Source organism: Pseudodesulfovibrio alkaliphilus, assembly GCF_009729555.1.
GTDB classification, from domain to species: Bacteria; Desulfobacterota; Desulfovibrionia; order Desulfovibrionales; family Desulfovibrionaceae; genus Pseudodesulfovibrio; species Pseudodesulfovibrio alkaliphilus.
This window is the reverse complement of record NZ_WODC01000015.1, coordinates 1-23937: the sequence shown is the minus strand read 5'-3', so window position 1 is coordinate 23937 and position 23937 is coordinate 1. Positions and strand designations below refer to the sequence as shown.

The window sequence follows — 23937 nt, the reverse complement described above, 5'->3', positions numbered from 1 at the left end:
TTCAACCGCTTCAGGAAGCTCTTGGTACGATTTGAAAAGCTTCTTTCATCACACATGGCTCTAACTCACTTGGCTGCTGCGATCATCGCCTTGAGAAAAATAGGGATTATTTACGGATAAATTCTTAATCGAATTTAATGTTGCTGTATATTCCCGCTGTGTCTTGACCAGCAGGGACAAACGGACGAGGGAATACCGTGGCGGCCTATTGAGCTATGACAGAGCAAAAAGAGATATTCAAAGTTGGATTAGAGAGGCACCTGGAAGAGATTGCTACTTTACTACGATGTTTGATCTGTATGCATTGCCAAACGATTTTCCAAGTTATGCAGAAGCAATGCGCTTGACTGACCCATATGAGCGGACTAGGATTATTGAAACGGCCATAAGTGAAGACGTCAACGATCATCGCTTTATCCCATACGTTCAGCTACATGAATTTGAAGCTCTAATTTTTGCAGATCCTCAACAGCTAGATTGGGAGTATCTGGAGCATGCTGAACCAATCGAGAGATTGAAAGCCATTGTTGCAGAGACAATTAACCCAGAACTCATCAATGATGGCCCCACAACTGCCCCCTCTAAACGGATTCTCGCCGAAATTCCAGAATACGACAAGGTCACAGCTGGTGTGCACGTTGCTGCCAAAATAGGCCTTGACACGATCCGTCAAAAGTGCAGCCACTTCAATGAATGGGTAACGGAGCTAGAAAAACTATAGCGGCGTAACCATTTAGCATGGGAGCACAGTCAAGTTGTTATCAAACACCGCTCCGGTTGCTGGCAAACATCCAGCTGGCACGGCTTTTCGCATGCTGCGCATAGCGTATTTCTTCACTTAAGGGCGAGGGTGGTGCATCCGGTCATACCCATTGCCATTTTCGAGTCGCCGAGTTAACAACTTTTTCAGTAGACAGATGCGCAATGGCACGGAGATCATTGGGCTGCCGGATCATTCAGTAAACAACTTTATTGTTCTCCCACAATCATGTGGGAGAACAATAAAGTTGTTTACTGAGTAATAAAGTTGTTAAGTAAAATCGCTTCCAGGATCAGCCTGGAAGCGATTTTTTATTGCAAATGCGATTTTACTTTATCTGGGCACATACCCATAGCGGCATCCAATGCTTCCGCTGAGGTGGGGCGCTCAATTCCAAACCAATTCCCTGCCGGTGTTGTGTCAATTTTTAAGATTTCAAAAGTACCGCTGCCAACTCTGACTACAATAGTGTCCTGAAGACAATTCGCATAGACCTCCTTCAGGTCGCTCTTTGCCGCATCCACCAAAACCAGAATGCTATAAAATGACCTGATTTCGTCATTTTTTAAATGATCCCTGCCCATGCCCACATGTATTGCTTGTACATTCTCACAAGATATATCGACCTCGCATGCCAAGAGAGACCCTGCACTCGCCAGCAGACAAGAGAAGTGGGTCCGGTTTTTGAACCACTTGGCGCGGCACAAGTCCTGAGTGATATCGCGCTCCTCGGGCTCCCACGCTGAAGCGGAACGCATCGCGAAGCAAATGAACGGCCCGGTCGCAGGACTCGGCAACGAGGACCGGAGGGCATGCAGAGACTGTTGCCGATTTCCCTCGTTGACCGTGAGGACCAATTGGAGTAACCACCATATCCTCACGAGGAAACCACATGGTGCCGCAGAAAAATCCGAAAAACAAAAAAACCAGCAGCAACATCCCCATCAAGGATCTCAGGAGTTTTGTAGACGATTTTCCTGCGCTGCTCTGGCGGATCGAGATCGCCCGCTCCCGAATCGAATTTCTCAACGACCACCCCCTCCCCCCCCTTGGGGACAGTGCGCGGCTGCTTCTCAAAAACAAGGCGTTTCGCAAGCAGATGCTCTTGCCCGAAGACGCCCACCTGCTTGATGCGTTTCTGGATGCCGTCAGCCAGGGAAAAACCATGGCAACGGTATTCCGGGTGCATACCCCGCAGATTCCATCATGTGGCTCAAGCTGACGGGTGCCGTGAACTCTTCTGATCCACGCTATTACTACGGATACCTTCTCGACGTGGGCGACACGGTGGACGTCATTCGCTACATCGAAAAAAACGAAGCCGCCTCCCGGCTGCGTATCGACAATGTGCCCACTCCGGTACTGCTTGTAAACCACCAGTCCCTGCGGCTAAGGCAAGTGAACGCCGCAGCCCGAAGCCAGTTCGGACTGGCTCGGACCACCAAAGGCAGACTGCCTCTGCTTACCGAAGTATTCCCCAAAGCGAATGACGCCACATTCGAGGCCATTCTCAACGCGCTGCCAGGACAGCCCTGGGCGGGGAGGTTGGACTTCAACACGATTCAGGGGGAGCCATTCAAGGCCAACACATATCTCAAATGGATATTATGGAAACAGACTGCCATCATCCGCATCTCGATTTCGCAAAACGTGGACGAAACCAATCGAGAGCATGTCCAGAACGCGGAAACGAACTTCAGGGATGCGCCGAATCTTGCCGCCATCCTCGGGCAGGCATTGGAGCATCCAGACATCCACAAGTGCTGCAACGCGATCATGATCTCCCACGTCCATCCCCGAGCCAACAAGGTTTTCGTTACCGGAGCGGGCGCTCCGCTAGCGGACATGCCCCCCTGCGAGGAGTTTTCCTATCGGGGAACCATCGCCGAAGACATTGATCGGTTCAATCTCGATCATCTCGTGGTCGATGAAACCATGGACAGCATCAAGCCGATCGACTGGGCGCTCTTCATCCCCCGCGGCATCAGGTCGTATTTCGCCAAGCCGTTCTATCAGGGAAAAACCCTGCGCACGGTCCTTATCCTTTGCTCGACAGAACCCAACCGCTTCGTCGGCCTGCAGGCCGATTCCTTTGACTCCGTGCTCCGTCCTCTCAACAAAGCCGCCAGGACTCTTCGCTCTGAATGCGGCAAACGCAACGGCTCCTGATTACCCTCCGACCCGGATCGCCCCTCTCTTCCGTCGTTCCTCCTGACTTCGCCTTCAGTTTCAAAGGGTTTGCAAGACCGAAGGTGCTGTGATGCACCCAATGCGGGGCACCCTGTTCCAATCACAAGTCTTTGCAATTGGATGAACCAATTGCAATATTGGGTCAAAAATGACAAAAACTGGATCAATAATCGCCAAAAAAATTTTTTTGGTTGGCTCGCCGCTCATCAAAAAGATAATTGGTTAAACCAATGAGGCTGCTTCAGCCCAGCCCAGAGGAAAGCATGAGTAAAAAAGACAAGGCCCTCGAAAGGCTCGGTCAAATCATTCAGGACCTGGGACTCAAGGCAGGAGACCGTCTGCCGCCTGAGCGCAGACTGGTAGCCATGCTCGACGTAAGCCGCAACACCCTGCGCTCCATCCTCCATTCACTGGAGGCGAGGGGCTTGGTCAGCATCCGCCCCGGCAGCGGCTGCTACATGCGAATCGGCATTTCCAGCGCCCAGGACAATCCGCTGGACCTGAACCTGAGCCCGGAAAAGGTCATGGCCGACCAACTGGAGGCTGCATACCTGCTTCTTCCTATGGTTGCAGAGCACGCAGCAGACCGCATTGGCGAGCGCAAACTCGAGGAGCTGAAGCAATGCAGCGTGGATATTTCGCGGTCCATATTCAAGGAGGCCCCGAAACTTGTCTGGAATGAATGCCTGACGTTTTTCCGCCTCATCGCCATCGGCACCGGCAACGATTTCCTGGTCAGGGCAGTGGAACAGGTCTGTTCCGTGGACATGTCGACATTCGACATGTTCTTCACCCTCAGACGGGAAGAGCGCGAAGCCATCTTCGCGGACCACATCAAGCTGCTCCACGCCCTGCGTGCGCGTGACAGCGAATGGGCCAGGGCCATAACCGCCAATTATTTTCTTCGGATGTGCAGCATTCTGGAAGAGAGGGAAAACATCCCCATGACGGACCTGGTCTTTCGCTCGCTCAGGGAGCAGGAGGACCAACACGAGAGGAACGAAGCATGGTCAACATGACGCGACGAAATATTTTCCGAGGGGCGTTCAAGGCGACGCAGCGCGTTGCCGACGCGGCTTTGACCGACGGCTCGGCCAGACCCGAGAGGATACCTCCCTCTCCTGCCGAGCTGGAGGCCATCGCCGGGGACTTCCCCCCGGAATTGCTTTCTTTGGAAGCACAACGACTGGGGCTGGACCCGGAGTCCCCGGACCGCGAAGCCTTACTGGTCGCCATTTATGAGGCCATGTCAGGACGCGGGCCGGGAGCATCCGGGCCGTAACAACCGAACAGCCGGAAAGGCGGGGTGGGGCCCGCAGTCCGGCAACCCCCTCAAGAGGAGGCTACACATGGAACGGTTTGGCGAAGGTTACTTGGAAGAGCGAAAACTCGTCAAGCGCTGGTCGGGGCCTATTCCCGCACTGGTCAGCCTGGTGATAACGCTCGCCGTGTTCTATCTGACGTGGTGGATCTTCCAGGACCCACGCGGCATCATGCGTATGTACACCCCGTATGTGGGCTACATGTACTGCCGCTGGTGGCTCATCATGATGATCTGGATGGTCTACATCTTCAACTTCTGGCCATTCAGGCGCAAATGGCTTGAAACAACCCACCCCCTGATCAAGGGGACGATTATGACCCTGATCTCGGTGGTCATCATGCTGGCCCTCATCAAGGGCTTCTTCGAAGGGCTGCTCGGCAACTACGGCCTGGCCTACTTCAACCCCGAGCAATTGGAAAAGCTGCCCGGTGTAACAAGCTTTTTCGCCATCGAATACTCGGCCCTGGCCATCTTGATGTTCGCGGCCATCGCGAGCTGGCTTTCCCCGGCCTGGGTCGTGGCGCTGGAGGAAGCCCCCTGGCAAAAGCTGACCCAACCGGCAAAGGGCCTCACCATTCTCATCACGACCTTCTTCCTGTCCACCGTGATCTACTTTGTGACCATGCACCCGCACATGGGCATTCTCTATCACCCATGGCAGTATTTCACATCGATCGCGCCGCCGTACTGGGAAGAGTTTGCCGACACGGTGTCCGGCAACTTCCATGTCTCATGGATCATGTGCTGCACCGTTGTGGTCTGGCTTGTGGAAACCATCTGGGAGCGCTATCCCTTCAACCTGATCAAGAACGACTGGGCGCGACGTTTCGCCTGCTTTTTCGGCATCGTCGCCATCGCCCTGGCCATGCACTTCTTCCTCTACTTCGCCCAGGAATTGACCTGGGGAGAAGCCATCAGGGGAACCCGCCGCGGGTTCGCGCCGGACTGGCGCTGGCTGCATGTGGGTGAAATGGCCATCTTCTTCCTGGTCCCGGCCCTGTTCCTGGCCTTCTATTGCAACAACTGGCCGAAAAAATACTCCATGCCCGTGAACGTGCTGGTTCGCACCGCCGTGACCCTGGCTGCATCCATCGCGCTCTACATCTTCTACTACAAGACCTCGCATCTGTTCCTGGGCACGCAAAAGGGCTTCTCGCACCCGCAGCAGTTCCCCATGATTCCGATGATCTGGCTTATCAACATCTGGCTGGTTCACCACTGGTTCATGGACAACTGGCCGGCATGGAAGATGGTCCAGAAGACCGCGGACGAGATCGAGGCAGACCATGCCGCCAAAAACGCGGCTATCGCCGACATCCGCATCACTCCGAAATTCGGGGCAGGCCTGGCTGCCGGCGTGGTCATGGGCGTTGCCTTCTACTTCATCACCGTCTGGGCGCTGCCATCGATTTATGCGGCCATCGACATCAACCCCGGCGTCTAGCCCGGAACAGGAGAATCGCATGTCTGACAACATGAAACGACGCGACTTCCTGAAGGGAGCCGCAACTGGCGTGGGGGTCGGCCTTTTGGGCGCGATGGGACTGTATTCATACTCCTCCCAGCGCACTCGCCATTTCCCCAAGGCCGAAAGAAAGATGACCGACATCGGCGTATGCAAAAGCGTGAAGGTGACCAATATCTCGGAAACCAGCTGGTTCGACAACGCAACCCTCATGGGCGACATCAAGGGCGCTGGCGGCCTGCTCGTCAACCAGTACGACTACAACTGGCCCCCGTTTGGAAACGGCAAGGGCCTTGGAAAGGGCTCCTACAAGGAAGGCATTGCCCAGATCAAGCACCTCCTGCCCAACAGGCTGGATGAAGCCTGGGAGATCATCTCGAAAAACTCCGTCCACCCCGAGAACGCAGGCGGATTCGCGGCTCTGCTGGATGTGGAGGAAATGAACGGCAACAAGAGGAAATTCCTTCTGGATGTCGGCTGGTCGTACCAATGGTGCGACGAGTGCTTCAAACGGGAAGGCATCGACAAGATGCTTCAGAACAAGGAAATCGAAGCCCTGTTCTTCTCTCATGAGCATTTCGACCACTTCTGGGGCCTTCCGGTGGCGCTGAAATACGACCCGGAAATCACCATCTACATCCCCGAAGGCTTCTACCCGGAAGGCCTGCAGTACATCAAGGATTGCGGCCACAAGGGCAAGCTCATCACGGTGAAAACCGGCCTGGAAAAGCTCATTCCCGGCATGGCGTGCTACGTCTTCGCCATCCCCATCATCTGCCGCGTGTACGGCGAGCTTTCGCTGTACTTCAACGTGGCGGACAAGGGGCTTGTCTCCGTAACCGGCTGCTGCCATCAGGGCATCATCCAATTCGCAGAAACCGCCTACACCGAAATCAAGTACGAAAACGACAAGCGTCACGGCATCTACGGCGGCCTGCACATCTCGCCCTTTGAAGACTGGGATCCCAAATACGACGACCTGGTCATCTCCCTGGGCAACTACGGATTCGAACACATCGGCTGCAACCACTGCACCGGCATACTCTGCGCCAAAAAGTTCATCGAAGCGGGGTATCCGGTGGTGGAAGGATCTGCACGATTCCGGTCCAAGGAGAAAGCCTACCTCGGCAACGGGGACACCATTACCTTCGGGTAAGCCCCACACCCAACCAGCGGCCGCCCTTCCACGGAAGGGCGGTCGCCCCATATCTCCCGGAGCAATCATGCCCCTTGCCATGCACACGCTGCTTCCCCCGGCCTTGCAGGATAATCCCGTTCAGGTAGCGGTCGAATTGCCGCGAGCCCTGATGACCAGAACGAATTTCATCCCCGGAGTGCGCCACCGGCTCGGATGGCGCGGAATGCGAAATTGCGCCAAAGGAAAAAGCGCCCTGACGGTCCGTGTCACAGGAATGCCCGGAGTGTACGGGCTGCACCTTCTCAATGCCATGGGTTCTTCCCACGACGGCCAGGCGGTATTCGGCATCTCCTACTTCCCCGCCGCCGACGAAGAGTTGGTGGAATCCTTCAGCATCCAGGCGGGACTTGCCTCCCAGTCACAGGACTACCTCGAACGGATTCGCGAATTCACCCAGTACGACGATCTCTATGCCCTGTTTGGCATTGCCGTTCTCGAAGCGCACTTCCATGCCTCCCTGCCCGGCATCGCCCTGGCTCTCACAGCCCCCGAACGCGACATAGTCATCGCCCTTGACGGCGTCCCCCTTAAGACTCCCGGGGGACAGATTCAGGCGGTCAGCCCTGGCGGAGAGGATCAGAATCTTCCCGCCCTGAAGACAGCCCTGCCGCTGTTCAATGCACTGGCCGCTTCGGCATCCTACTGCCTTGAGGACTCCGCGCAATCCATGACCCGCCACTCGCGCCAGGGAATGCGCCGGGTCTACGGCGAAAACATCGGACTGAAGTCCCAAACCGCTCCCGAGGTCAAAGACATCCGCTTCGGTCTCGGCTGGGGCATGCCGGTCCCGGACAACAGGGAGGTCAACCGTCTTGAGCTGGCATGGGACGCTCCCGCTCCCGTGCCGGAGGAATTCCGCGACGCCTTGTGGCTGACGGCCAACATACCCGGAGCCTCCAACAGCCTTGACAAACGGACCATGGGCATTGAGGAAAAACCTCGCCTCATCGTCCTTACCGGCTTTCTCGGGGCAGGGAAAACGACCTTTCTCGCCCGTTTCATCGAGGACCTGGCCTCCAGGAACGGATTCGTTGCGGTCATCCAGAACGAAATTGGCCAAAAAGGACTGGACGCCAAGCTGCTTGGGCAAAGCTACGCGGTCACCGAGGTGGACGAGGGGTGCGTCTGCTGCACCCTCGCAGGCAACCTGCGCTCGGCCCTCTCCGGGATTCTCGGCGAATTCCAGCCCGATTTCGTGGTGCTGGAAACCACAGGCCTCGCCAACCCGGCCAACCTTCTCGACGAGTTGTCAGACATCCGCGACCTGCTCGAATTCGCCTCCATCACCACGGTGCTCGATGCGGCATGTGCGCCTCGCGCCCTCGCCAACCACGAGGTGGCCCGGAACCAGGTGCAACTGGCCGACATCCTGATCCTCAACAAGACAGACCTTGCGGAGGAAAAGGCCCTTCGCGCCCTTGAAGCCCGCATCCGCGAGCTCAATCCCACGGCCGATCTCCACAGAGCCGTCAAGGGAGACATTCCAGCCACAGCCCTGTACGGAGTGAATTTCAGGAAAAGACTCCCGCGCCCGGCCCCGCTCCTGGCACCCATGGGACACCACGCCACCCACGGCGACGACGGCATTCAGAACGCCCTTATCGAACTTGATGGCCCCGTTGATCGCGAGCTGTTCATGGACGGAATTGCCGCCCTGCCACGCGAAGTGCTTCGGGCAAAGGGCGTCGTCCGCTTCCTTGACTCGAACGGCCCGGAAGTCTTCCAGTATGTCCCTGGATTCCACTCGACGATTCCGGCAGAAGACTGCCGGGATGGCTGTTTTCTGGTCATCATCGGCCAGAACGCACCTGCCATCGCGGAAGCTCTCCGATCAAAGATCGCAGCCTGATCCCCCGACGAATTCATAAGACAGGGAGGCAGCCTTGACTGCCGCCCTGTTTTTTCCAGCATCCAAAGGCATCCGCGATCCGGGGCCGGAAACGGTTGGTTACGCCAAAGGCTGTCGGCCGGGCAACAACGCCTGGGAGCATGAGCCGCCCCTGACGGAACAACCGTTCCTCGCAAGGGCAAGCAACGCGTTTCCGGCTTGTTGCAGCTCTCCGTTGTTGTCTATGATCCTCAGTTCCGGGTGGCTGACCACGTACGCCTCGGCTTGTTCCAGGCGGCATTCGATCTCTGCGGTGCTCTCGCGGCCTCGGGCAAGGAGGCGCTGCCGCAGGATGTCGGTTTCCACGGCGATCAACGTCGGGATCATGTCCGGGTATCGCCTGGCCGCTTCAGGCAGGTAGGCTCGGGAGCCGTTGACCACCACGTTGAATCCGGCCTCCATCCAGGCGTCTACCTCGCAGCCGATGCCGTACCTGTGGCCATGGCTGTTCCAGTGCAAGGCAAATACGCCGCACCGTGCCCTGGCCTCGAACTCGTCGGGCTCCAGATGGATGTGGTTTTCGCCTCCGGCTTCGGCACTCCTGGTGATGTAGCGATGGGCGAAGGCGGCCTCGCTCCCCGGACACCGCCTTCTGGCGTAGGCCATGACGCTGTCCTTGCCGCAGCCCGAGGGGCCGATCACATATATCAGCCTTCCACTGTTCATGGTCGCCTCCTGTCATCCCCCAAAGGGAGGGTATGCGTAAGGGAAAAAGGAGCCTCGCGGGACTCCTGGCAAAAAAGGCAGATGCTGCGTACGCAATGCGTCTTCCTGCGAAGCGGCTCGGCGAACTCCGCAATCCGCCGCTGTTGCGCCCTGCGACAGGCTCGGTCCCTGACAGGCCCGGTCAGGGTGAAGTGGAACAGATACTCCTGAAGCACATACGGATACCCCCACCCCGCCAGGAGCCGCTCCTGGGTCGGCGTCAGCCCCCTGGCCCGCCGCTTTTCCATCTCGGCCAGGGATGGCGGCTCCCTGAGCGGCTGAAGCGCACGCAGGCATGTCTCGGCCAAGGCCGCCGCCTCGTCCTGCCTGCCCGGCACCAGGGCAAGAAAATTGCCCACCTCCTTCACAACCAGCCGCGACAGGTCAAAGGGGGCAAACCCTCGGGCCACGATGCGGACACGGTCAAGGATGTCGCGCAGAGCGCATCCTTTTTTGAGGGCAAAAGGGGAAACCAGCGTGGCGTGGAAGCCATAGTGGCGCGGTGCCGCCGTCAGCTCGAGCAATTCTCGCCCGGCAATGCCGGGCAGACTCGGCTGGCGCAACTTCAGCCCGGTCCGTGCACACCGACCCAGCCAACCACTGCCGAAAAGGTCAAGCTCGCTCCCCTGTTCCGGTGCGACATAGACTGCGTATCGTTCCTGCATCCTGGCTTCACCATGTCTTGCCTCCCCGACTTCGGCCGCACTTCGCAGCCCTCTTGCCCAAGGACGACACACTCCTTGGGCAAGGGATACCGCCGGACATGATCGAAAAAATCGCAAAATACCGTCATTTGCGCGGCGACTATGACAGGACTGTTACAACATAATGAATTTACGGAACAAAGCGCACAGGTCACGCACTTGTCTAGTGCCGGGGCAAAAGGAATGTCCTACCAACGGGCAACCAGGACGCTCACGATAGGGCGCCGCGAACAGGAGTATGTCCCATGGTCTTACTCGAAGGAATCAACAACGATCTGCACCCAGTCGCTGGCGAACAGGCTGACCCCGAACTCCACCGGCACACCTCGCCCGTCCACGTTGAGGCTCTCGGTGATGAGTACGGGCCGCGTTCGGGGTTGGCCAAGCTCGCGGGCCTCCAGGGCCGTGGGCATTCTGGCGATGATGCGGGTGCTTTTCCTGAAATAGTCCCTGACCTTGAAGTGCTCCAGCGTCTGTGTGACCGAGCCGAGCTGACGATACACCCTGGCCATGCCCGGAAACAGGGTGCGGGGGAAATAGGAGTGGCAGTAGTTGATCCTGCGCCCGTCCGCCTCGCCTGCGCTGGTGATGCGGGTGACTATGTCGCCGGGGCTGATGCCCAGGGCGGCGGCCACCGGGCCTTCGGCCTCGATGTCCGAGGCATCGATCAGCGCATTGCCCGGGGCGCGGTGCTGGCGGGAGAGATTTTCGCTGAACCGGGTGCGCCTGCCCACGGGATAATGGATGACCCGCTCACGGACAAAGGCCCCACGGCCCTGTTCCACACGCACCAGCCCGGCCAGCTCCAGGGCGGCCATGGCGCGGCGGATGGTGTGCCGGTTCACCCCGTATCGCATGGCAAGGGTGTTTTCCGAGGGCAGCCTGTCGCCCGGACAAAACGCCTGATCCGTGATCTCGCGCTCAAGGTTCGAATATATCTGCCGCCACAAGGCGACGCCGCTGTTGCGGGCAAGCATGGGCCCCCCTTTCCGGCCATATGCCGGATCACAGCGACAACACACCTTTTGTCGGATGTCTAGACAAGCGGAAAGGATGTCACAGAAATGAAACCAGACACTATGGCAAGCAGCTCCATGCAGCCGGGCATCACCTCCAGGAAACGGTGGATGAGCGTCTTGGCGTACGCCGGGTCAGCCCGGCTTGCAGAGGCCCTGGCCAGGCTTGCCCCCCCTCCATCCTTCGAGCATGTCCGCCCTCCCGAGGTGGGCATGGTCATGGTCCGCGGCCGGGCTGACGGCAACGGCGGACGGTTCAACCTGGGCGAGATGACCATGACCCGCTGCACAGTGGCGCTGCCCGATGGATTCATTGGTCACGGCTATGTGACGGGCCGGGACAAGGCCCACGCCGAGCTGGCCGCCGTCTTTGACGCCCTGCTGCAAGACCCGGGGCGCAACCCCGGCCTCATGGACAGCGTCATCATCCCCCTGGAGCGGGAACAGCTGGCAGCGCGACGGGCTCAAAACGAAAAAACCGCGGCGACACGGGTGAACTTCTTCACCATGGTTCGCGGCGAGGACTGAGGTATAATGATGCAGGGATGCCAAGAACGCGTCGCCCGGGCCATCGCCCCGGGATTGAAAAACCCGGCCAGCGACAACCAGAGGATTTTCAGGGCCATACTGCTGACCATGTCGCGACCCGGAACGGTCACGGTCCTCGGCAGTTGGCCCAAGCCTCCGGCCTCGCTACATCCGGCGGCCACAGCGGTCTGCCTGGCCCTGGCCGACATGGACACCCCCCTGTGGCTCGACCCGGCAGCCCCGGGCGATGCCAGGACCTACCTGCGCTTTCACTGCGGCTCACCGCTGGCGGCCAGGGAGGAGGACGCGGTGTTCGCGGTCGTCATCAACGGCAACGAACTGCCGGACCTGACCCGGTTCCACCCCGGAACACCCGAATACCCGGACCGTTCGGCCACCCTGATCATTCAGGTTCGAGCCCTTGAGGTGGGCCGCGGTGTGCGGCTCACCGGCCCCGGCATCCTCGACGAGGTGCGCCTGGATGTGGACGGCTTGCACTCGGATTTCTGGCAGATCATGCAACAAAACAGCCGCCGCTTTCCCCTCGGGTTCGACACCATCCTGACCACCGAGACAGAAATCGTGTCGCTGCCGCGGACCGTGCAGGCGGGGGTCTGACATGTATGTGGCAGTCAAGGGTGGCGAAAAGGCCATCGACAACGCCCACCGGCTCATGGCCGAAACCCGGCGGGGCGATACCGGGGTGCCGGAACTCACGGTCAGACAGATCATGGAACAGATGCGTCTGGCCGTGGACCGGGTCATGAGCGAGGGATCGCTCTACGATCCCGAGCTGGCCGCGCTGGCCATCAAACAGGCATGCGGAGACCTTGTGGAGGCCATCTTCCTGTTGCGGGCCTACCGGACGACCCTGCCCCGGCTGGCCGTATCCTCCCCTGTGGACACCTCTGCCATGCGCGTGCGCAGGCGCATCTCGGCCACCTTCAAGGACATCCCCGGCGGCCAACTGCTCGGGCCGACATTCGACTACACCCACCGCCTCCTGGATTTTTCCCTGGCCAGAGAGTCCTTCCCCGAACCGGCCCCGGCCTGCGAGCACGAGGAGCGGCCCACGCCCAGGGTCATGGACATCCTCGCCGCCCAGGGGCTCGTGAAATCGCGTGACATAGACGATACCCGCCCCGTGGCGGACATCACCCGCGATCCTGTCGCCTATCCCGCCGGCCGCGATATCCGTCTCCAGAACCTGGCACGCGGCGACGAGGGATTCCTGCTCGCCCTTGGCTATTCCAGTCAGCGCGGCTTTGGCGACAATCACCCCTTTGCTGGCGAGATACGCATGGGCGAGGTGGCCGTGTGCATCGCGCCCGAGGAACTCGGCTTCGAAATCGAGATCGGTGCCGTCACCGTGTCCGAATGCGAGATGGTCACCAGCTTCACGGGCTCCAAGACCGAACCGCCCACCTTTACCCGTGGCTACGGCCTCTGTTTCGGCTACTGCGAGCGCAAGGCCATGGCCATGTCGCTGGTGGACCGATCGCTTCAGGCCAGGGAACTGGGCGAGGACATAGTGGCCGCGTCCCAGGACGAGGAGTTCGTGCTTTCCCACAGCGACAATGTGGAGGCCCAGGGATTCGTACAGCACCTCAAACTGCCCCACTACGTGGACTTCCAGGCCGATCTGGTCATGGTACGCACCATGCGCGAGGAGATTCTCGGCGCTGGGGCGCAAGGCCCCGGATGCCCGACCGCAAGGGCCAAGGATAACGCCGGGGAGGCCGCATGACCCTCGCCTGCGACAAAGCCCCTCGGGCCTACGAGACCGGGGCGGACAGGGACACCGGCTACAACTTCGCCTATCTCGACGAGCAGACCAAGCGGATGATCCGCCGGGCCATCCTCAAGGCCGTGGCCATCCCCGGCTACCAGGTGCCTTTTGCCGGACGCGAAATGCCCATGCCCTACGGCTGGGGCACGGGCGGCATCCAGCTTTCGGCCAGCATCCTCGGACCGGACGATGTCTTCAAGGTCATCGACCAGGGCGCGGACGACACCACCAACGCGGTCTCCATCCGCCGGTTCTTCGCCCGGATGGCCGGGGTGGAGACAACCGAAAGGACCGGCGAGGCCACGGTCATTCAGACCCGGCACCGCATCCCGGAAACGCCGCTTTGCGAAGGCCAGATCATGGTCTATCAGGTGCCCATCCCCGAACCCCTGCGCTGGGTGGAACCCCGCGAATCCGAGACGCGCAAGATGCACGCCCTGGAGGAGTACGGCGTCATGCACGTCCAGCTCTACGAGGACATCGCCCGGCACGGCCGCATCGCCACCAACTTCATGTATCCGGTGAAGGTGAACGGCCGCTACATCATGAGCCCCTCGCCCATACCCAGGTTCGACAACCCCAAGCTCCACATGAGTCCGGCCTTGCACCTCTTCGGCGCGGGGCGCGAGAAGCGCATCTATGCGGTGCCGCCCTACACAGGCGTCAAGAGCCTCGACTTCGAGGACCACCCCTTTTCCGTGGAGCGATGGGATGTCTGCTGCGGACTCTGCGGGTCCGGGGACAGCTACCTTGACGAGGTGGTGCTCAACGACGCCGGAGAGCGGATGTTCGTCTGCTCGGACACCGACTACTGCTCGGGCCGCCGGGAGCAAGGGCTGCTCGGCCCCATGGCCGCCCGCGACGATGTGGCGGAACTCACGGGCCAACGCCCGCAACCCAGGCAGGAACCCGCATGATACAATCCCAAGGACCGTTGATCAGTACGCACGGGCTGACAAAATACTACGGAGGCATGGTCGGCTGCAAAGACGTGAGCTTCGAGCTGTGGCCGGGCGAAGTCATGGGCATCGTGGGTGAATCCGGTTCGGGAAAATCCACGCTCCTCGGCTGCCTGTCCGGGCGCTCGACGCCGACCAGCGGATCGGTCCGCTACCGCTCCCGTGATCTCGGCACCATCGACGTGCACTCCTCCATGGAATCGGTCAGGCGCAGACTGATGCGCAGCGAGTGGGGGGTGGTCCACCAGAACCCCCGCGACGGCCTGCGCCTCGGGGTCACGGCCGGGGCCAACATAGGCGAACGGCTCATGGGCATCGGCAACCGCCATTACGGGAATATCCGGGCCAAGGCTCTGGAATGGCTCGCCCAGGTGGAGATCGCACCGGACCGGATCGACCATTTTCCCAAGACCTTTTCGGGCGGCATGCAGCAGCGGCTCCAGATCGCCTGTAATCTGGCCACTTCCCCAAGCCTCATCTTCATGGACGAACCAACCGGCGGGCTCGATGTCTCGGTCCAGGCCCGGCTGCTCGACCTGCTCCGGGGCCTGGTGGCCCGGCTCGGGCTTTCCGCCGTGGTCGTCACCCATGACCTTGCCGTGGCCCGACTGCTGGCCCACAGGCTGATGGTCATGAAAAACGGCCAGGTGGTGGAATCGGGCCTCACCGACCAGGTGCTGGACGACCCGCAGCACCCGTACACGCAACTGCTCGTCTCATCAATTCTGCAAGCATAGGAACGGTCATGACCATTTGCATCTCCGTGAGAAATCTCCGCAAGACCTTCACCCTGCACACACAGGGCGGCACGGTCATCCCGGTCTTCGCAGGACTCGATCTCGACGTGCGGGCCGGGGAATGCGTGGCCCTGAGCGGCTCCTCAGGGGCCGGAAAATCGTCGCTCATCTGTTCCCTGTACGGCAACTACACGGCCCAGGGAGGGAATATCCTGATCCGCCACCAGGGGCGCATTGTGGACATGGCCTCGGCCCAACCACGGGAGATCATGGATGTCCGCAGGCAGACAATGGGCTATGTAAGCCAGTTTCTGCGGGTGGTGCCCAGGGTTGCGGCCCGCGATGTGGTGGCCGAGCCCCTGGCTACGCTGACCGGCGACCCGGAGGCGGCCAGGGACAAGGCCGAGTGGCTGCTTGCCCGGCTGAACATCCCGCGCACCCTGTGGTCCCTGCCGCCCGCCACCTTTTCCGGCGGCGAACGGCAGCGGGTCAACATCGCACGCGGATTCTGCGTGGATTACCCGGTCCTGCTCCTGGACGAGCCCACGGCATCCCTTGATGCCCGGAACCGCCAGGTGGTGGTCCAGCTCATCCGCGAGGCCAAGACCAGGGGCGCGGCGGTGGTCGGCATCTTCCACGACGAGGAGGTGCGCGATCTGGTTTCGGACACGGTGTTTGCAATGCACGGTTTCAAGGAGGCTGCCTGATCATGGATATTGTCATCAAAAACGCCCGTATCGTCACCCGGGACGGCATCGTCGCGGGCGCGGTCAGGGTTGTCGACGGAATCATCGCTTCCGTGGACCCGGGACCGAGCATGGTTGCCGAGGCCATGGATTTCGACGGGGACTATCTTTTGCCCGGCTTTGTGGAGCTGCACACCGACAACCTCGAACAGGAGCTGGAACCCAGACCCGGCGTATTCTGGCCCGACACCCTCTCCTCCGTGCTGGCCCACGACGCCAAAATGGTCGGCGCGGGCATCACCACGGTGCTCGATGCCGTGTCGCTGGGCGAATACCACGACGGCCCCAAGCGCACCGCCATCCTCGACATGAGCCTGCGAGCCCTGCGCAAGGCCCGGTCCGCCGGAGTGCTCAAGGCGGACCACAAGCTCCACCTGCGCTGCGAATACTCGGACCCCAAGGTCCTCGACATGTTCATGCCGCATCTGGACGACGACGTGCTCATGCTCGTCTCCCTCATGGATCACACTCCGGGGCAGCGGCAGTTCACCGACACGGACAAGTACCGCCAATACTACAAAAAGGGGTGGAGCGACGAGGAGTTCGCCGAGATTTCCGACCGGCTCGTCGCCACCCAGTGGGCCTGCGCCGCAGAGAACCGGCGGGCCATTGTCGAACTGTGCCGCCAGCGCGGGATTCCCCTGGCCAGCCACGACGACACCACGGCCGGACACATCGAAGAGGCGGTGCGCGAAAATATCGCCATCTCCGAGTTTCCGACCACCCGGCTGGCTGCCGAACTGGCCCGCAAGGCAGGAATCAGCATCGTCATGGGCGGACCCAACGTGGTCCGGGGCGGCTCGCACTCGGGCAACGTGGCCGCTCACGATCTGGCGGCCGAGGGACTGCTCGACATCCTCTCGTCGGACTATGTGCCCGGCAGTCTCGTGTGCGCGGCCTTTGCCCTGCATCGGCGGCAAGGCATCGCGCTCCCCGAGGCCGTGGCCATGATCAGCCTCAACCCGGCCACGGTCATCGGCCTTGGCGACCGGGGAGAGATCGCCCCGGGCAAGCGTGCCGACCTGGTTCGCGTCCGGGAGATAGAGGGAGTGCCCGCCGTGTTACAGACCTGGGCGGGCGGTACGGCAAAACCCTTCGGAATCATGAAAAAAAATGCGGCGTGAATGTTACACGGCCTTCGCCAATGCCCATGAAAAGGTAACCGGATCATCATACCTCCGTAGCGGGGTCGGTGTAGACAGTTCACGGGAAGCGGAAGGCGTACCGCCTTTCGCACCGCCGCTGCAAAGACAAGAAGCCGGAGACGAGAAATGAAATCAATCGACCTGAGCGCGAACAGGGGCAAGGTGGCCATCAGGGCCAATAACCTATGCAAGGTCTATCCAAACGGCACGGTCGCCCTCAAGGACGTTGGGCTGACTGTCCGAGAGTCTGACTTCATCGTGGTCGTCGGCCTGTCAGGCGCAGGCAAGTCCACCATGCTGCGCTGTCTCAACAGGCTCATCAGGCCAACCAGCGGCGAGTTGAGCCTGTTTGGCGACGACATCACCACGGTCAACGGAACCAAGCTGAAGCAGGTGCGCCGCAGGGTGGGCATGATCTTCCAACAGTTCAACCTCATCAGGAGGCTGAGTGTGCTGGAAAACGTCCTGGTTGGGCGGCTGCGGTTCAATGCCGGGCTGGCAAGGAGCTGCTGCACCATGCTCCGCCACTTTTCCCGCAGCGAGAAGGAATTCGCCTTCGAGTGCCTCAAGCAGGTCGGCATTGCCGACCTCGCCTACCGGCGTGCTGATGCCTTGTCCGGCGGCCAGCAGCAGCGCGTGGCCATCGCCCGCTCCCTGGCCCAGGAACCCGAAGTCTTCCTGGCCGACGAACCCATCGCCAGCCTCGACCCTCGCAGCGCCGAAACCGTGATGCAGATCCTCGCACGAATCCACGAGGAACGCGGCATCCCGGTCCTGGTCAACCTGCACCACATCGATTTCGCCAAGCGCTACGGCAAGCGCATCCTGGGCATGTCCAAGGGCGAGATCATCCTCGACGGCACCACCCGCGACCTGGATTGCGAAAACGTGTGCCGCATCTACGGCGACAAGGCGGAAGAAGCCCTGGAAGAGCTTTCCGCTGCCTAGCTGATACCGACATTCCGCACATGGACTGACCCCGGACAACCTCAAACCCCTTGCAGGAGAGAATCCAATGTTCGCCAAGCTGACGAAACTGTTCATGGTGGCCGCCCTGATGACGGCCTTTGCCCTGCCCGGCCAGAGCCACGCCGCCCCCGGCGACTGGCCAGCGGTCATCAAGTTCGGCTTCATCCCCACCGAAGGCGCCGCCGACTCGGCCAAGCGCGCCCAACCCGTGGCCCATAAAATCGAAAGCGTCCTGGGCGTGAAGGTCGAGGTCTTCACCGCATCCGATTACAATGGCATCATCACGGCCATGGCCAACAAGCACATCGACTTCGCTTACTTCGGCCCCAAAAGCTACATCGAGGCCGCGGAAAAGGCCAATGCCGAGGCGCTGGTTCTCGAGCTGGACCAGGACCGCCAACCCGGCTACACCGGCATCATCGTGGCCCGCAAAGACTCCGGCATCACCACCATGGAGCAGGCCAAGGGCAAGACCTTCGCCTTCACCGACCCCAACTCCACCTCGGGATTCCTGGTCCCCAACGTCATCTTCGCCAGGGACATGCAGGTTGACCCCAAGAAGTTCTTCAAGGATGTCCGGTTCTCCGGCTCCCACGGCGCCTCCATCCTGGCCGTCAAGAACGGCTCCATCGATGTGGCCGCCACCAACGACATAGACCTCAACCGCATGATCGAAAAAGGCGCCGTTTCCTCGAACGACTTCGTCATCCTCACGAAATCCGACCTCATCCCCGGCGCTCCCATGGCAGCCCGCAAGGATCTGCCCGCCAGCCTCAAGGCCGCCTTTGCCGGGGCCCTTCTGCAGATCAATGACGACCCAGAGGCGCTGAAGACCTTGCAAAACGGCGGCTACGCGCACACCAACGACAAGAATTACGACATCATCCGCTACATGAAGCGGCTCAAGCAGCAGCTGGACAAGCAGTAGCCATGAATCAGGAACTGACACTGGACCACATCGCCCCCAAGGCGACCCTCCTTCAGAGGGTCGCCGCGGGGATTCTGCTGGGCCTCGTGCTCGCGGTTCTCGCGGCCTCCTACATCTCCACGGACATCAATCCGTTCAAGCTGTATGAAAAACGGCAGAACGCCTTTGAGTATCTCTTCGGCAGACAACTGACCGATGCAGACGAGCGCGACGCCATGGCCCAAGCCATGCGGCTGCCGGAGATCATCGCCTTTGAGGAGGCCTATCAGGAGATCAAGGCGGAGTATGTGGCCGACGGCCGGAAACTGGAGACCGTGGCCATCCAGCGCGAGGCTCAGGCGCGGGCCGACAAGCGCCTGGCGGCCATGAACCCCGCGGAGCGGGAATCCCTGGTGCAGCAGGAGTACGAGCGCATCGCCGACGAGAAAACCGGGGGATACTTCCCGCCCGTAACAGCCCTGAGCCACCTCAAGGAATACTCCAAGGCTCTCATAGAGACTGTGGCCATCGCCATCTGGGGCACCCTGCTGGCCTTTGTCGCAGCCATTCCCATGGCCATGTTCGCGGCGCGCAACACCCTCGAACTCATGGTCCAGGGAGACGGCCTGCGCCACAGACTGATCCGCTGGTTCGGCCAGTTCGTCGCCCGCAGAACCCTCGACTTTTGCCGGGGATTCAACGAGTTCGTCATGGCCCTGATCTTCGTGGCCGTTATCGGGCTTGGACCATATGCCGGAGTTCTCGCCCTGGCCATCCATACTTTCGGCATTCTCGGCAAGGTCTTCTCCGAAGCCATCGAGCAGATCGAGCCGGGGCAGGTGGAGGCCGTCACCGCCTCGGGAGCCGGTCCGGCCCAGATCATGGCCTTTTCGGTCATTCCCCAGGTCATGCCGCTCATCGTCAGCTACACCCTGCTGCGCTTCGAATCCAACGTCCGCTCGGCCACCATCCTCGGCTTCGTGGGGGCTGGCGGCATCGGCTTTCTCATGTTCGACAAGATCAACGGCTACCTCTACCGCGAGGTCTGCACCATGATGATCATGGTCATCGTCTCGGTTACGCTGATCGACTACCTCTGCGGCATGTTGCGTCGTCGCTTCGTCTGACGCACACCTCACGCGACCATGACAGGGGGCGGGCCGACGAGTCTGCCCCCTTTTGCTGTTCATGCGTACAGAAGAGCTATCTTGACACAATGAAAAAACATACGGCCAACGCCACCACGGGGGAAGCACCCCCGGCTCCATGCGCCCGAACAGACCTGAAGACACGGCGGGGCATAGGCGCAAAAGCAAGGTATTCCATTGCATTGCAATGAAATCCGGCGCGGCAAAAACAGAAAATGAGCCACGCAGGTTTTCTCAACTTACCTGGCTCATTTTCTCAAGTTGGGTGTCAGTTTACAGACACCCCGTCGGAAGCGGCGGACACATAGCGGACATATCCCTGAAACCCGCCATCAGGCACGAAAAAAGGGTTCCAAGCATTTGCTTGAAACCCTTAACTTTCCTGTGGTGGAGCTGGAGGGAATCGAACCCACGACCTCTTGAATGCCAAGCAAGAGAGGGGGGGCACACACCCATTGAAATACTTTGGCTTTATCTTTGTTGGTCAAAAAAAAACAGTGGTATTGGATAGGGTTGGGAATGTTTGGTTGACCAAGTGGTTGACCAGATTTTGCGACCGCAAATCAAGGCGGGGCAACCCGCACGCCCTACAATCCCCCTTGTATTTAAACCCAATATGTGCTTTTTAGTAGTGAAAGACATACTCCTTCGGATGGAACAACCAATTGAGCTACTTACTGTTTATAGACGAAAGTGGACAGGACCGGCGAGACAGCCCATACGAGGTGTTAGCCGGTGTTGCAATCGAAGACAAAAAAATCTGGCCACTTGTCCAGTGCATCAACTCCATCCAGGAGGATTGTTTCGGCGTTCAAAGGTATAGAGAATTCCGAAGTGAGGCCAAAGGAACCAAAATACTTAAACGTAAGACTTTTAAGCAGGCTGCCACATATCCCCCAATTGCCAATCCAGACAGAAAGAATCTAGCCTGTGCCATGCTCGCTGATGGCACAAGACCTGCCCCCATGAAGCTGGCGGCTCTAGCCCAAGCCAAAATCGCTTATGTTGAAAAGGTGTTCGAAGAATGTCTACGTTATGACTGCCGTGCTTTTTCCAGCATTGTCCCGCAAAATGCAGCTCGTCCAGAGGGAGATGCCTTTCTCCGTAAGGATTATACCTATCTCTTTGAACGATTCGCTCACATGCTTAATCAAAACGGAGGGCAGTCCGGAATCATTGTCTTCGACGAATTAGATAAGAGCCAAAGCCATTTACTTATAAATCAGATGGAAAACTATTTCCTTAAAACTCAAAAAGGACAATCAAGAGCTAAAGTCATTGTTCCCGAGCCACTTTTCGTCCACAGCGACCTCACGACAATGGTCCAAGTTGTAGACTTAATTGCCTATGTGGTTGCTTGGGGAGTCAGACTTAAGGGGATGCAGGAAGCTCCACGCGGGGAACTTGACGCACTCGCAAGCCAAGTTTTGAAATTGCGCTATTACCACCGCACCCCTGGTGGTTTTGACAAATGGGGCTTTAAATTGATCGAAGACCTCAGGACTCAAAATGAAGTCAAAAAAGAAGAAGGCAATGCAGCTTGCGCCACAAAGCCTCCGCAATAAAAATGTACATTCCTGCTCGCTCTGTCAACATCTTTTCTTGATTTCATCATATCAAGTTGAAACCACATGGGAAAAATAGCTCTTCCACCACCTACCGCCCCTCGACTCCTCAAAATCCAGCCCCCGAATTCGTGTAAAATCACCCAATTCTGAGAGGTTAGCAAAATCCTGACGAGTACCCCCTCCCCAAAACGTGCAGGAGGCGCAAGGCTCTCACACCTCCCTAAACGCTCCCTCAGCCCTGGCTAAATGTAAACTGACACCCCGTCGGAAGCGGCGGACACATAGCGGACATATCCCTGAAACCCGCCATCAGGCACGAAAAAAGGGTTCCAAGTATTTACTTGAAACCCTTAACTTTCTTGTGGTGGAGCTGGAGGGAATCGAACCCACGACCTCTTGAATGCCATTCAAGCGCTCTCCCAACTGAGCTACAGCCCCACGGCGTTGGGTAAAACAAAATGCAGAATGCGCCCGCCCTTGTCAATACAAAACTGCCTCTGCCGCAAAACACGTTGAAATCGCAGGCACCTGTGCCATCGGCAACCGACAGGCTGCACAGGCATCAAACTTGCTAGATGACAAAGCAGACGCAACCCAAGACAAGAATCCCAAACCCAATCAGGAATGGTTCTTTATTGCGCACAGGCAGTCAACTTTTATGAGAAAAAATTTTACACACAACATTTCAAATAGATACGCGATAATCAACCAAGAATTCTCGGGGGAAAACCCTAGCGCCCCCAATCAGGTTATCAACATGAGCCTGTTAACAAGTTTTCAATTCTCAGTTAATCGCCTAAAATCGCCAGCGATGAAGATGTCGGCAATGCCTGGCCTTTTCCGGCGACAACCAAAGATATCAACAATGCAACATCTTTTTATTGCAGACTTTTGTTCGATTGACTCCTAAGAAGAATGCCTCTATACAATACTACAAAGACAAAGACCTGATCCAGATGACCGTCAACTTCCCGTCGAGGAGCATACCATGGCCGAGAACAACACCCCCCAGTCCCGCGTAGCGCTCTCCCTTCCCGGCGAGGGAAAGGCAGCTCGTTTCCAGATCACCTCAGACATGTCGGTGTTTTTCGACTTCGACGTGTCCGAGGCCATATTTACCGGAAAGGGAAACGATCTGGTCATTACCGTCGAGGGACAAGGGGTCATCGTCATTGAGGATTACCGGCTCCTCGCCGAACAGGGGGCTCTCCCTGTCTTTGAGATGATGGGCGGCATCCAGGTTCCCGGCGATGTGTACCTTTTCGCCTTCATTGACGGAACCGAGGAAGAGGATCTGGAAACCGCGGCCGAAGGCTCCTCCGGCAGCAGCGGCGCTGGCGCGTACACCGACGACTCGGGCTCCCTCGTGGAAGGCTTTGACAGCCTGGGCGGCCAGGAGGGCCTGGCTTTTCAATCCAACAGGGGATTTCTCGAATCTTCCTCGCCCGGACTTTCCGGCTCCGACACTTCCGGCGCGACCAATAATCCCCCGACAATCAACGGCACTCTTTCCATCGTCACCGACGAGGACGTGCCCACGGTGATCACCAGCGCACAAATCCTCGCCCTGGCCAGCGATCCCGACCCTGGCAGCGTCTTGAGCGTGACCGGCCTGTCCGTAGAGGGAGGTACCCTGACCGCGATCGGCGCGGGCGCATGGCTCTTCACTCCAGACCAGGACTACAACGGAACCATCGCCGTGACCTTCTCCGTCACCGACGGCGTCCACACGGTCCAGGGCCAGGGCGCCATCACCGTCAACCCGGTCAACGACGCCCCCGTGGCGGTGGACGACGCGGCCGCGCTCAAGGAAAAGCAGATCATCACCGGCTCCGTGGCCGACAACGACTATGACGTGGACAACACGGCCGAGGAACTGACCTATTCCCTGACTGATCCGGACAGCGCACCTGCGGGCCTGACCTTCAGCGCCGACGGCACATATACCTTTGATGCGTCCTCTTACGACTACCTGACCGAGGGCGAAACCCACGTCCTTAAGATCGGCTACTCCGTCTCAGACGGAGATTTGACTGACACAGCCACCCTGACCATCACCGTCACCGGCACCAACGACGCCCCCGTGGCGGTGGACGACACGGCCGCGCTCAAGGAAAAGGCGACCATCACCGGCTCCGTGGCCGACAACGACTATGACGTGGACAACACGGCCGAGGAACTGACCTACTCC

24 protein-coding genes, 1 tRNA gene and 1 pseudogene are annotated in these 23937 nt (G+C 59.2%); 21 read left to right on the top strand and 5 right to left on the bottom strand.

From position 1 onward, the window contains the following. A pseudogene (locus GKC30_RS14595) lies at positions 1 to 120 on the top strand (IS5/IS1182 family transposase); the annotation flags it as partial. 7 nt (positions 121 to 127) lie between these two features. Continuing rightward, positions 128 to 721 carry a DUF4276 family protein gene (locus GKC30_RS14590; RefSeq protein ID WP_367614159.1) on the top strand — a complete coding sequence of 198 codons (594 nt, stop codon included), beginning with the start codon at positions 128 to 130 and terminating at the stop codon, positions 719 to 721. Between the two features lie 350 nt (positions 722 to 1071). Here GKC30_RS14590 and GKC30_RS14585 read toward each other — a convergent pair whose 3' ends face one another. Next, entirely contained in the window at positions 1072 to 1344 is a 273-nt protein-coding gene (locus GKC30_RS14585; RefSeq protein WP_155935711.1) for a hypothetical protein, read from the bottom strand. Between the two features lie 308 nt (positions 1345 to 1652). On the opposite strand from GKC30_RS14585, the gene GKC30_RS14580 reads away from it, so the two are divergent. The 7 genes from GKC30_RS14580 (at position 1653) to GKC30_RS14550 (ending at position 8786) form a co-directional block, all read left to right on the top strand. Further along, entirely contained in the window at positions 1653 to 1982 is a 330-nt protein-coding gene (locus GKC30_RS14580) for a hypothetical protein (RefSeq protein ID WP_155935710.1), read from the top strand. Continuing rightward, complete coding sequence (locus GKC30_RS14575; RefSeq protein WP_155935709.1) at positions 1967 to 2929, top strand: nitrogen regulation protein NR(II); 963 nt, start codon at positions 1967 to 1969, stop codon at positions 2927 to 2929. The genes GKC30_RS14580 and GKC30_RS14575 overlap by 16 nt, the downstream gene beginning before the upstream one ends. A 284-nt stretch (positions 2930 to 3213) precedes the next feature. After that, complete coding sequence (locus tag GKC30_RS14570; RefSeq protein WP_196772915.1) at positions 3214 to 3969, top strand: FadR/GntR family transcriptional regulator; 756 nt, start codon at positions 3214 to 3216, stop codon at positions 3967 to 3969. Further along, positions 3966 to 4232 (top strand): hypothetical protein, encoded by a 267-nt coding sequence (locus GKC30_RS14565; protein ID WP_155935707.1) that lies wholly within the window; start codon positions 3966 to 3968, stop codon positions 4230 to 4232. The genes GKC30_RS14570 and GKC30_RS14565 overlap by 4 nt, the downstream gene beginning before the upstream one ends. Before the next feature lie 67 nt (positions 4233 to 4299). After that, entirely contained in the window at positions 4300 to 5718 is a 1419-nt protein-coding gene (locus tag GKC30_RS14560) for a hypothetical protein (RefSeq protein ID WP_155935706.1), read from the top strand. A gap of 19 nt (positions 5719 to 5737) precedes the next feature. Then, the gene (locus GKC30_RS14555) at positions 5738 to 6895 is read left to right on the top strand and encodes a twin-arginine translocation signal domain-containing protein (protein ID WP_155935705.1); all 1158 of its coding nucleotides are present in this window, start codon (positions 5738 to 5740) and stop codon (positions 6893 to 6895) included. 151 nt (positions 6896 to 7046) lie between these two features. Further along, complete coding sequence (locus tag GKC30_RS14550; protein WP_196772914.1) at positions 7047 to 8786, top strand: CobW family GTP-binding protein; 1740 nt, start codon at positions 7047 to 7049, stop codon at positions 8784 to 8786. A 99-nt stretch (positions 8787 to 8885) separates the two neighbouring features. Here the strand turns inward: GKC30_RS14550 and phnN are convergent, their stop codons facing one another. The 3 genes from phnN to phnF form a co-directional block, all read right to left on the bottom strand. Beyond that, positions 8886 to 9491: a phosphonate metabolism protein/1,5-bisphosphokinase (PRPP-forming) PhnN gene (gene phnN / locus GKC30_RS14545; RefSeq protein WP_155935703.1), complete on the bottom strand. Its 606-nt coding sequence runs from the start codon at positions 9489 to 9491 to the stop codon at positions 8886 to 8888. Next, entirely contained in the window at positions 9488 to 10195 is a 708-nt protein-coding gene (locus tag GKC30_RS14540) for a DUF1045 domain-containing protein (protein ID WP_155935702.1), read from the bottom strand. The genes phnN and GKC30_RS14540 overlap by 4 nt, the downstream gene beginning before the upstream one ends. Before the next feature lie 290 nt (positions 10196 to 10485). Beyond that, positions 10486 to 11211 carry a phosphonate metabolism transcriptional regulator PhnF gene (gene phnF / locus GKC30_RS14535; RefSeq protein WP_155935701.1) on the bottom strand — a complete coding sequence of 242 codons (726 nt, stop codon included), beginning with the start codon at positions 11209 to 11211 and terminating at the stop codon, positions 10486 to 10488. An 87-nt stretch (positions 11212 to 11298) separates the two neighbouring features. Between phnF and phnG the strand changes: the two genes are divergently transcribed. The 11 genes from phnG (at position 11299) to GKC30_RS14480 (ending at position 21743) form a co-directional block, all read left to right on the top strand. Then, positions 11299 to 11778 (top strand): phosphonate C-P lyase system protein PhnG, encoded by a 480-nt coding sequence (phnG, locus tag GKC30_RS14530; protein WP_155935700.1) that lies wholly within the window; start codon positions 11299 to 11301, stop codon positions 11776 to 11778. Positions 11779 to 11787: 9 nt separating this feature from the next. Beyond that, entirely contained in the window at positions 11788 to 12396 is a 609-nt protein-coding gene (phnH, locus tag GKC30_RS14525) for a phosphonate C-P lyase system protein PhnH (protein WP_155935713.1), read from the top strand. Position 12397: 1 nt separating this feature from the next. After that, the gene (locus tag GKC30_RS14520) at positions 12398 to 13525 is read left to right on the top strand and encodes a carbon-phosphorus lyase complex subunit (protein ID WP_231117211.1); all 1128 of its coding nucleotides are present in this window, start codon (positions 12398 to 12400) and stop codon (positions 13523 to 13525) included. Next, positions 13522 to 14484: an alpha-D-ribose 1-methylphosphonate 5-phosphate C-P-lyase PhnJ gene (locus GKC30_RS14515; RefSeq protein WP_155935699.1), complete on the top strand. Its 963-nt coding sequence runs from the start codon at positions 13522 to 13524 to the stop codon at positions 14482 to 14484. Before GKC30_RS14520 ends, GKC30_RS14515 begins: the two co-directional genes overlap by 4 nt. After that, positions 14481 to 15263 carry a phosphonate C-P lyase system protein PhnK gene (gene phnK / locus GKC30_RS14510; RefSeq protein WP_155935698.1) on the top strand — a complete coding sequence of 261 codons (783 nt, stop codon included), beginning with the start codon at positions 14481 to 14483 and terminating at the stop codon, positions 15261 to 15263. Before GKC30_RS14515 ends, phnK begins: the two co-directional genes overlap by 4 nt. Before the next feature lie 8 nt (positions 15264 to 15271). Next, positions 15272 to 15970: a phosphonate C-P lyase system protein PhnL gene (gene phnL / locus GKC30_RS14505; protein ID WP_155935697.1), complete on the top strand. Its 699-nt coding sequence runs from the start codon at positions 15272 to 15274 to the stop codon at positions 15968 to 15970. Positions 15971 to 15972: 2 nt separating this feature from the next. Further along, the gene (locus GKC30_RS14500) at positions 15973 to 17133 is read left to right on the top strand and encodes an alpha-D-ribose 1-methylphosphonate 5-triphosphate diphosphatase (protein ID WP_155935696.1); all 1161 of its coding nucleotides are present in this window, start codon (positions 15973 to 15975) and stop codon (positions 17131 to 17133) included. Between the two features lie 147 nt (positions 17134 to 17280). Further along, complete coding sequence (gene phnC / locus GKC30_RS14495) at positions 17281 to 18102, top strand: phosphonate ABC transporter ATP-binding protein (protein WP_155935695.1); 822 nt, start codon at positions 17281 to 17283, stop codon at positions 18100 to 18102. A gap of 67 nt (positions 18103 to 18169) precedes the next feature. Then, entirely contained in the window at positions 18170 to 19051 is an 882-nt protein-coding gene (phnD, locus tag GKC30_RS14490) for a phosphonate ABC transporter substrate-binding protein (protein WP_155935694.1), read from the top strand. Positions 19052 to 19053: 2 nt separating this feature from the next. Next, positions 19054 to 20157 (top strand): phosphonate ABC transporter, permease protein PhnE, encoded by a 1104-nt coding sequence (phnE, locus tag GKC30_RS14485; protein WP_155935693.1) that lies wholly within the window; start codon positions 19054 to 19056, stop codon positions 20155 to 20157. A gap of 686 nt (positions 20158 to 20843) precedes the next feature. Beyond that, entirely contained in the window at positions 20844 to 21743 is a 900-nt protein-coding gene (locus tag GKC30_RS14480) for a DUF3800 domain-containing protein (RefSeq protein WP_155935692.1), read from the top strand. 365 nt (positions 21744 to 22108) lie between these two features. Here GKC30_RS14480 and GKC30_RS14475 read toward each other — a convergent pair. Next, a tRNA-Ala gene (locus GKC30_RS14475) sits at positions 22109 to 22184 on the bottom strand. Between the two features lie 550 nt (positions 22185 to 22734). Here GKC30_RS14475 and GKC30_RS14470 point away from each other — a divergent pair. Beyond that, positions 22735 to 23937: cadherin-like domain-containing protein (locus GKC30_RS14470; protein ID WP_155935691.1), on the top strand; the 1203-nt coding region annotated here is incomplete at its 3' end.

Bases quoted from the DNA above. Each gene is read 5' to 3' on its own strand.
- GKC30_RS14565 (WP_155935707.1), top strand. From the start codon at position 3,966: ATGACGCGACGAAATATTTTCCGAGGGGCGTTCAAGGCGACGCAGCGC.
- GKC30_RS14550 (WP_196772914.1), top strand. From the start codon at position 7,047: ATGACCAGAACGAATTTCATCCCCGGAGTGCGCCACCGGCTCGGATGG.
- phnC (WP_155935695.1), top strand. From the start codon at position 17,281: ATGAAATCAATCGACCTGAGCGCGAACAGGGGCAAGGTGGCCATCAGG.
- GKC30_RS14555 (WP_155935705.1), top strand. From the start codon at position 5,738: ATGTCTGACAACATGAAACGACGCGACTTCCTGAAGGGAGCCGCAACT.
- phnL (WP_155935697.1), top strand. From the start codon at position 15,272: ATGACCATTTGCATCTCCGTGAGAAATCTCCGCAAGACCTTCACCCTG.
- GKC30_RS14580 (WP_155935710.1), top strand. From the start codon at position 1,653: ATGGTGCCGCAGAAAAATCCGAAAAACAAAAAAACCAGCAGCAACATC.
- GKC30_RS14520 (WP_231117211.1), top strand. From the start codon at position 12,398: ATGTATGTGGCAGTCAAGGGTGGCGAAAAGGCCATCGACAACGCCCAC.
- GKC30_RS14560 (WP_155935706.1), top strand. From the start codon at position 4,300: ATGGAACGGTTTGGCGAAGGTTACTTGGAAGAGCGAAAACTCGTCAAG.
- GKC30_RS14570 (WP_196772915.1), top strand. From the start codon at position 3,214: ATGAGTAAAAAAGACAAGGCCCTCGAAAGGCTCGGTCAAATCATTCAG.
- GKC30_RS14500 (WP_155935696.1), top strand. From the start codon at position 15,973: ATGGATATTGTCATCAAAAACGCCCGTATCGTCACCCGGGACGGCATC.
- phnK (WP_155935698.1), top strand. From the start codon at position 14,481: ATGATACAATCCCAAGGACCGTTGATCAGTACGCACGGGCTGACAAAA.
- phnD (WP_155935694.1), top strand. From the start codon at position 18,170: ATGTTCGCCAAGCTGACGAAACTGTTCATGGTGGCCGCCCTGATGACG.
- GKC30_RS14515 (WP_155935699.1), top strand. From the start codon at position 13,522: ATGACCCTCGCCTGCGACAAAGCCCCTCGGGCCTACGAGACCGGGGCG.
- phnF (WP_155935701.1), bottom strand. From the start codon at position 11,211: ATGCTTGCCCGCAACAGCGGCGTCGCCTTGTGGCGGCAGATATATTCG.
- phnG (WP_155935700.1), top strand. From the start codon at position 11,299: ATGAAACCAGACACTATGGCAAGCAGCTCCATGCAGCCGGGCATCACC.
- GKC30_RS14540 (WP_155935702.1), bottom strand. From the start codon at position 10,195: ATGCAGGAACGATACGCAGTCTATGTCGCACCGGAACAGGGGAGCGAG.
- phnN (WP_155935703.1), bottom strand. From the start codon at position 9,491: ATGAACAGTGGAAGGCTGATATATGTGATCGGCCCCTCGGGCTGCGGC.
- phnH (WP_155935713.1), top strand. From the start codon at position 11,788: ATGCAGGGATGCCAAGAACGCGTCGCCCGGGCCATCGCCCCGGGATTG.
- GKC30_RS14585 (WP_155935711.1), bottom strand. From the start codon at position 1,344: ATGGGCAGGGATCATTTAAAAAATGACGAAATCAGGTCATTTTATAGC.
- phnE (WP_155935693.1), top strand. From the start codon at position 19,054: ATGAATCAGGAACTGACACTGGACCACATCGCCCCCAAGGCGACCCTC.
- GKC30_RS14575 (WP_155935709.1), top strand. From the start codon at position 1,967: ATGTGGCTCAAGCTGACGGGTGCCGTGAACTCTTCTGATCCACGCTAT.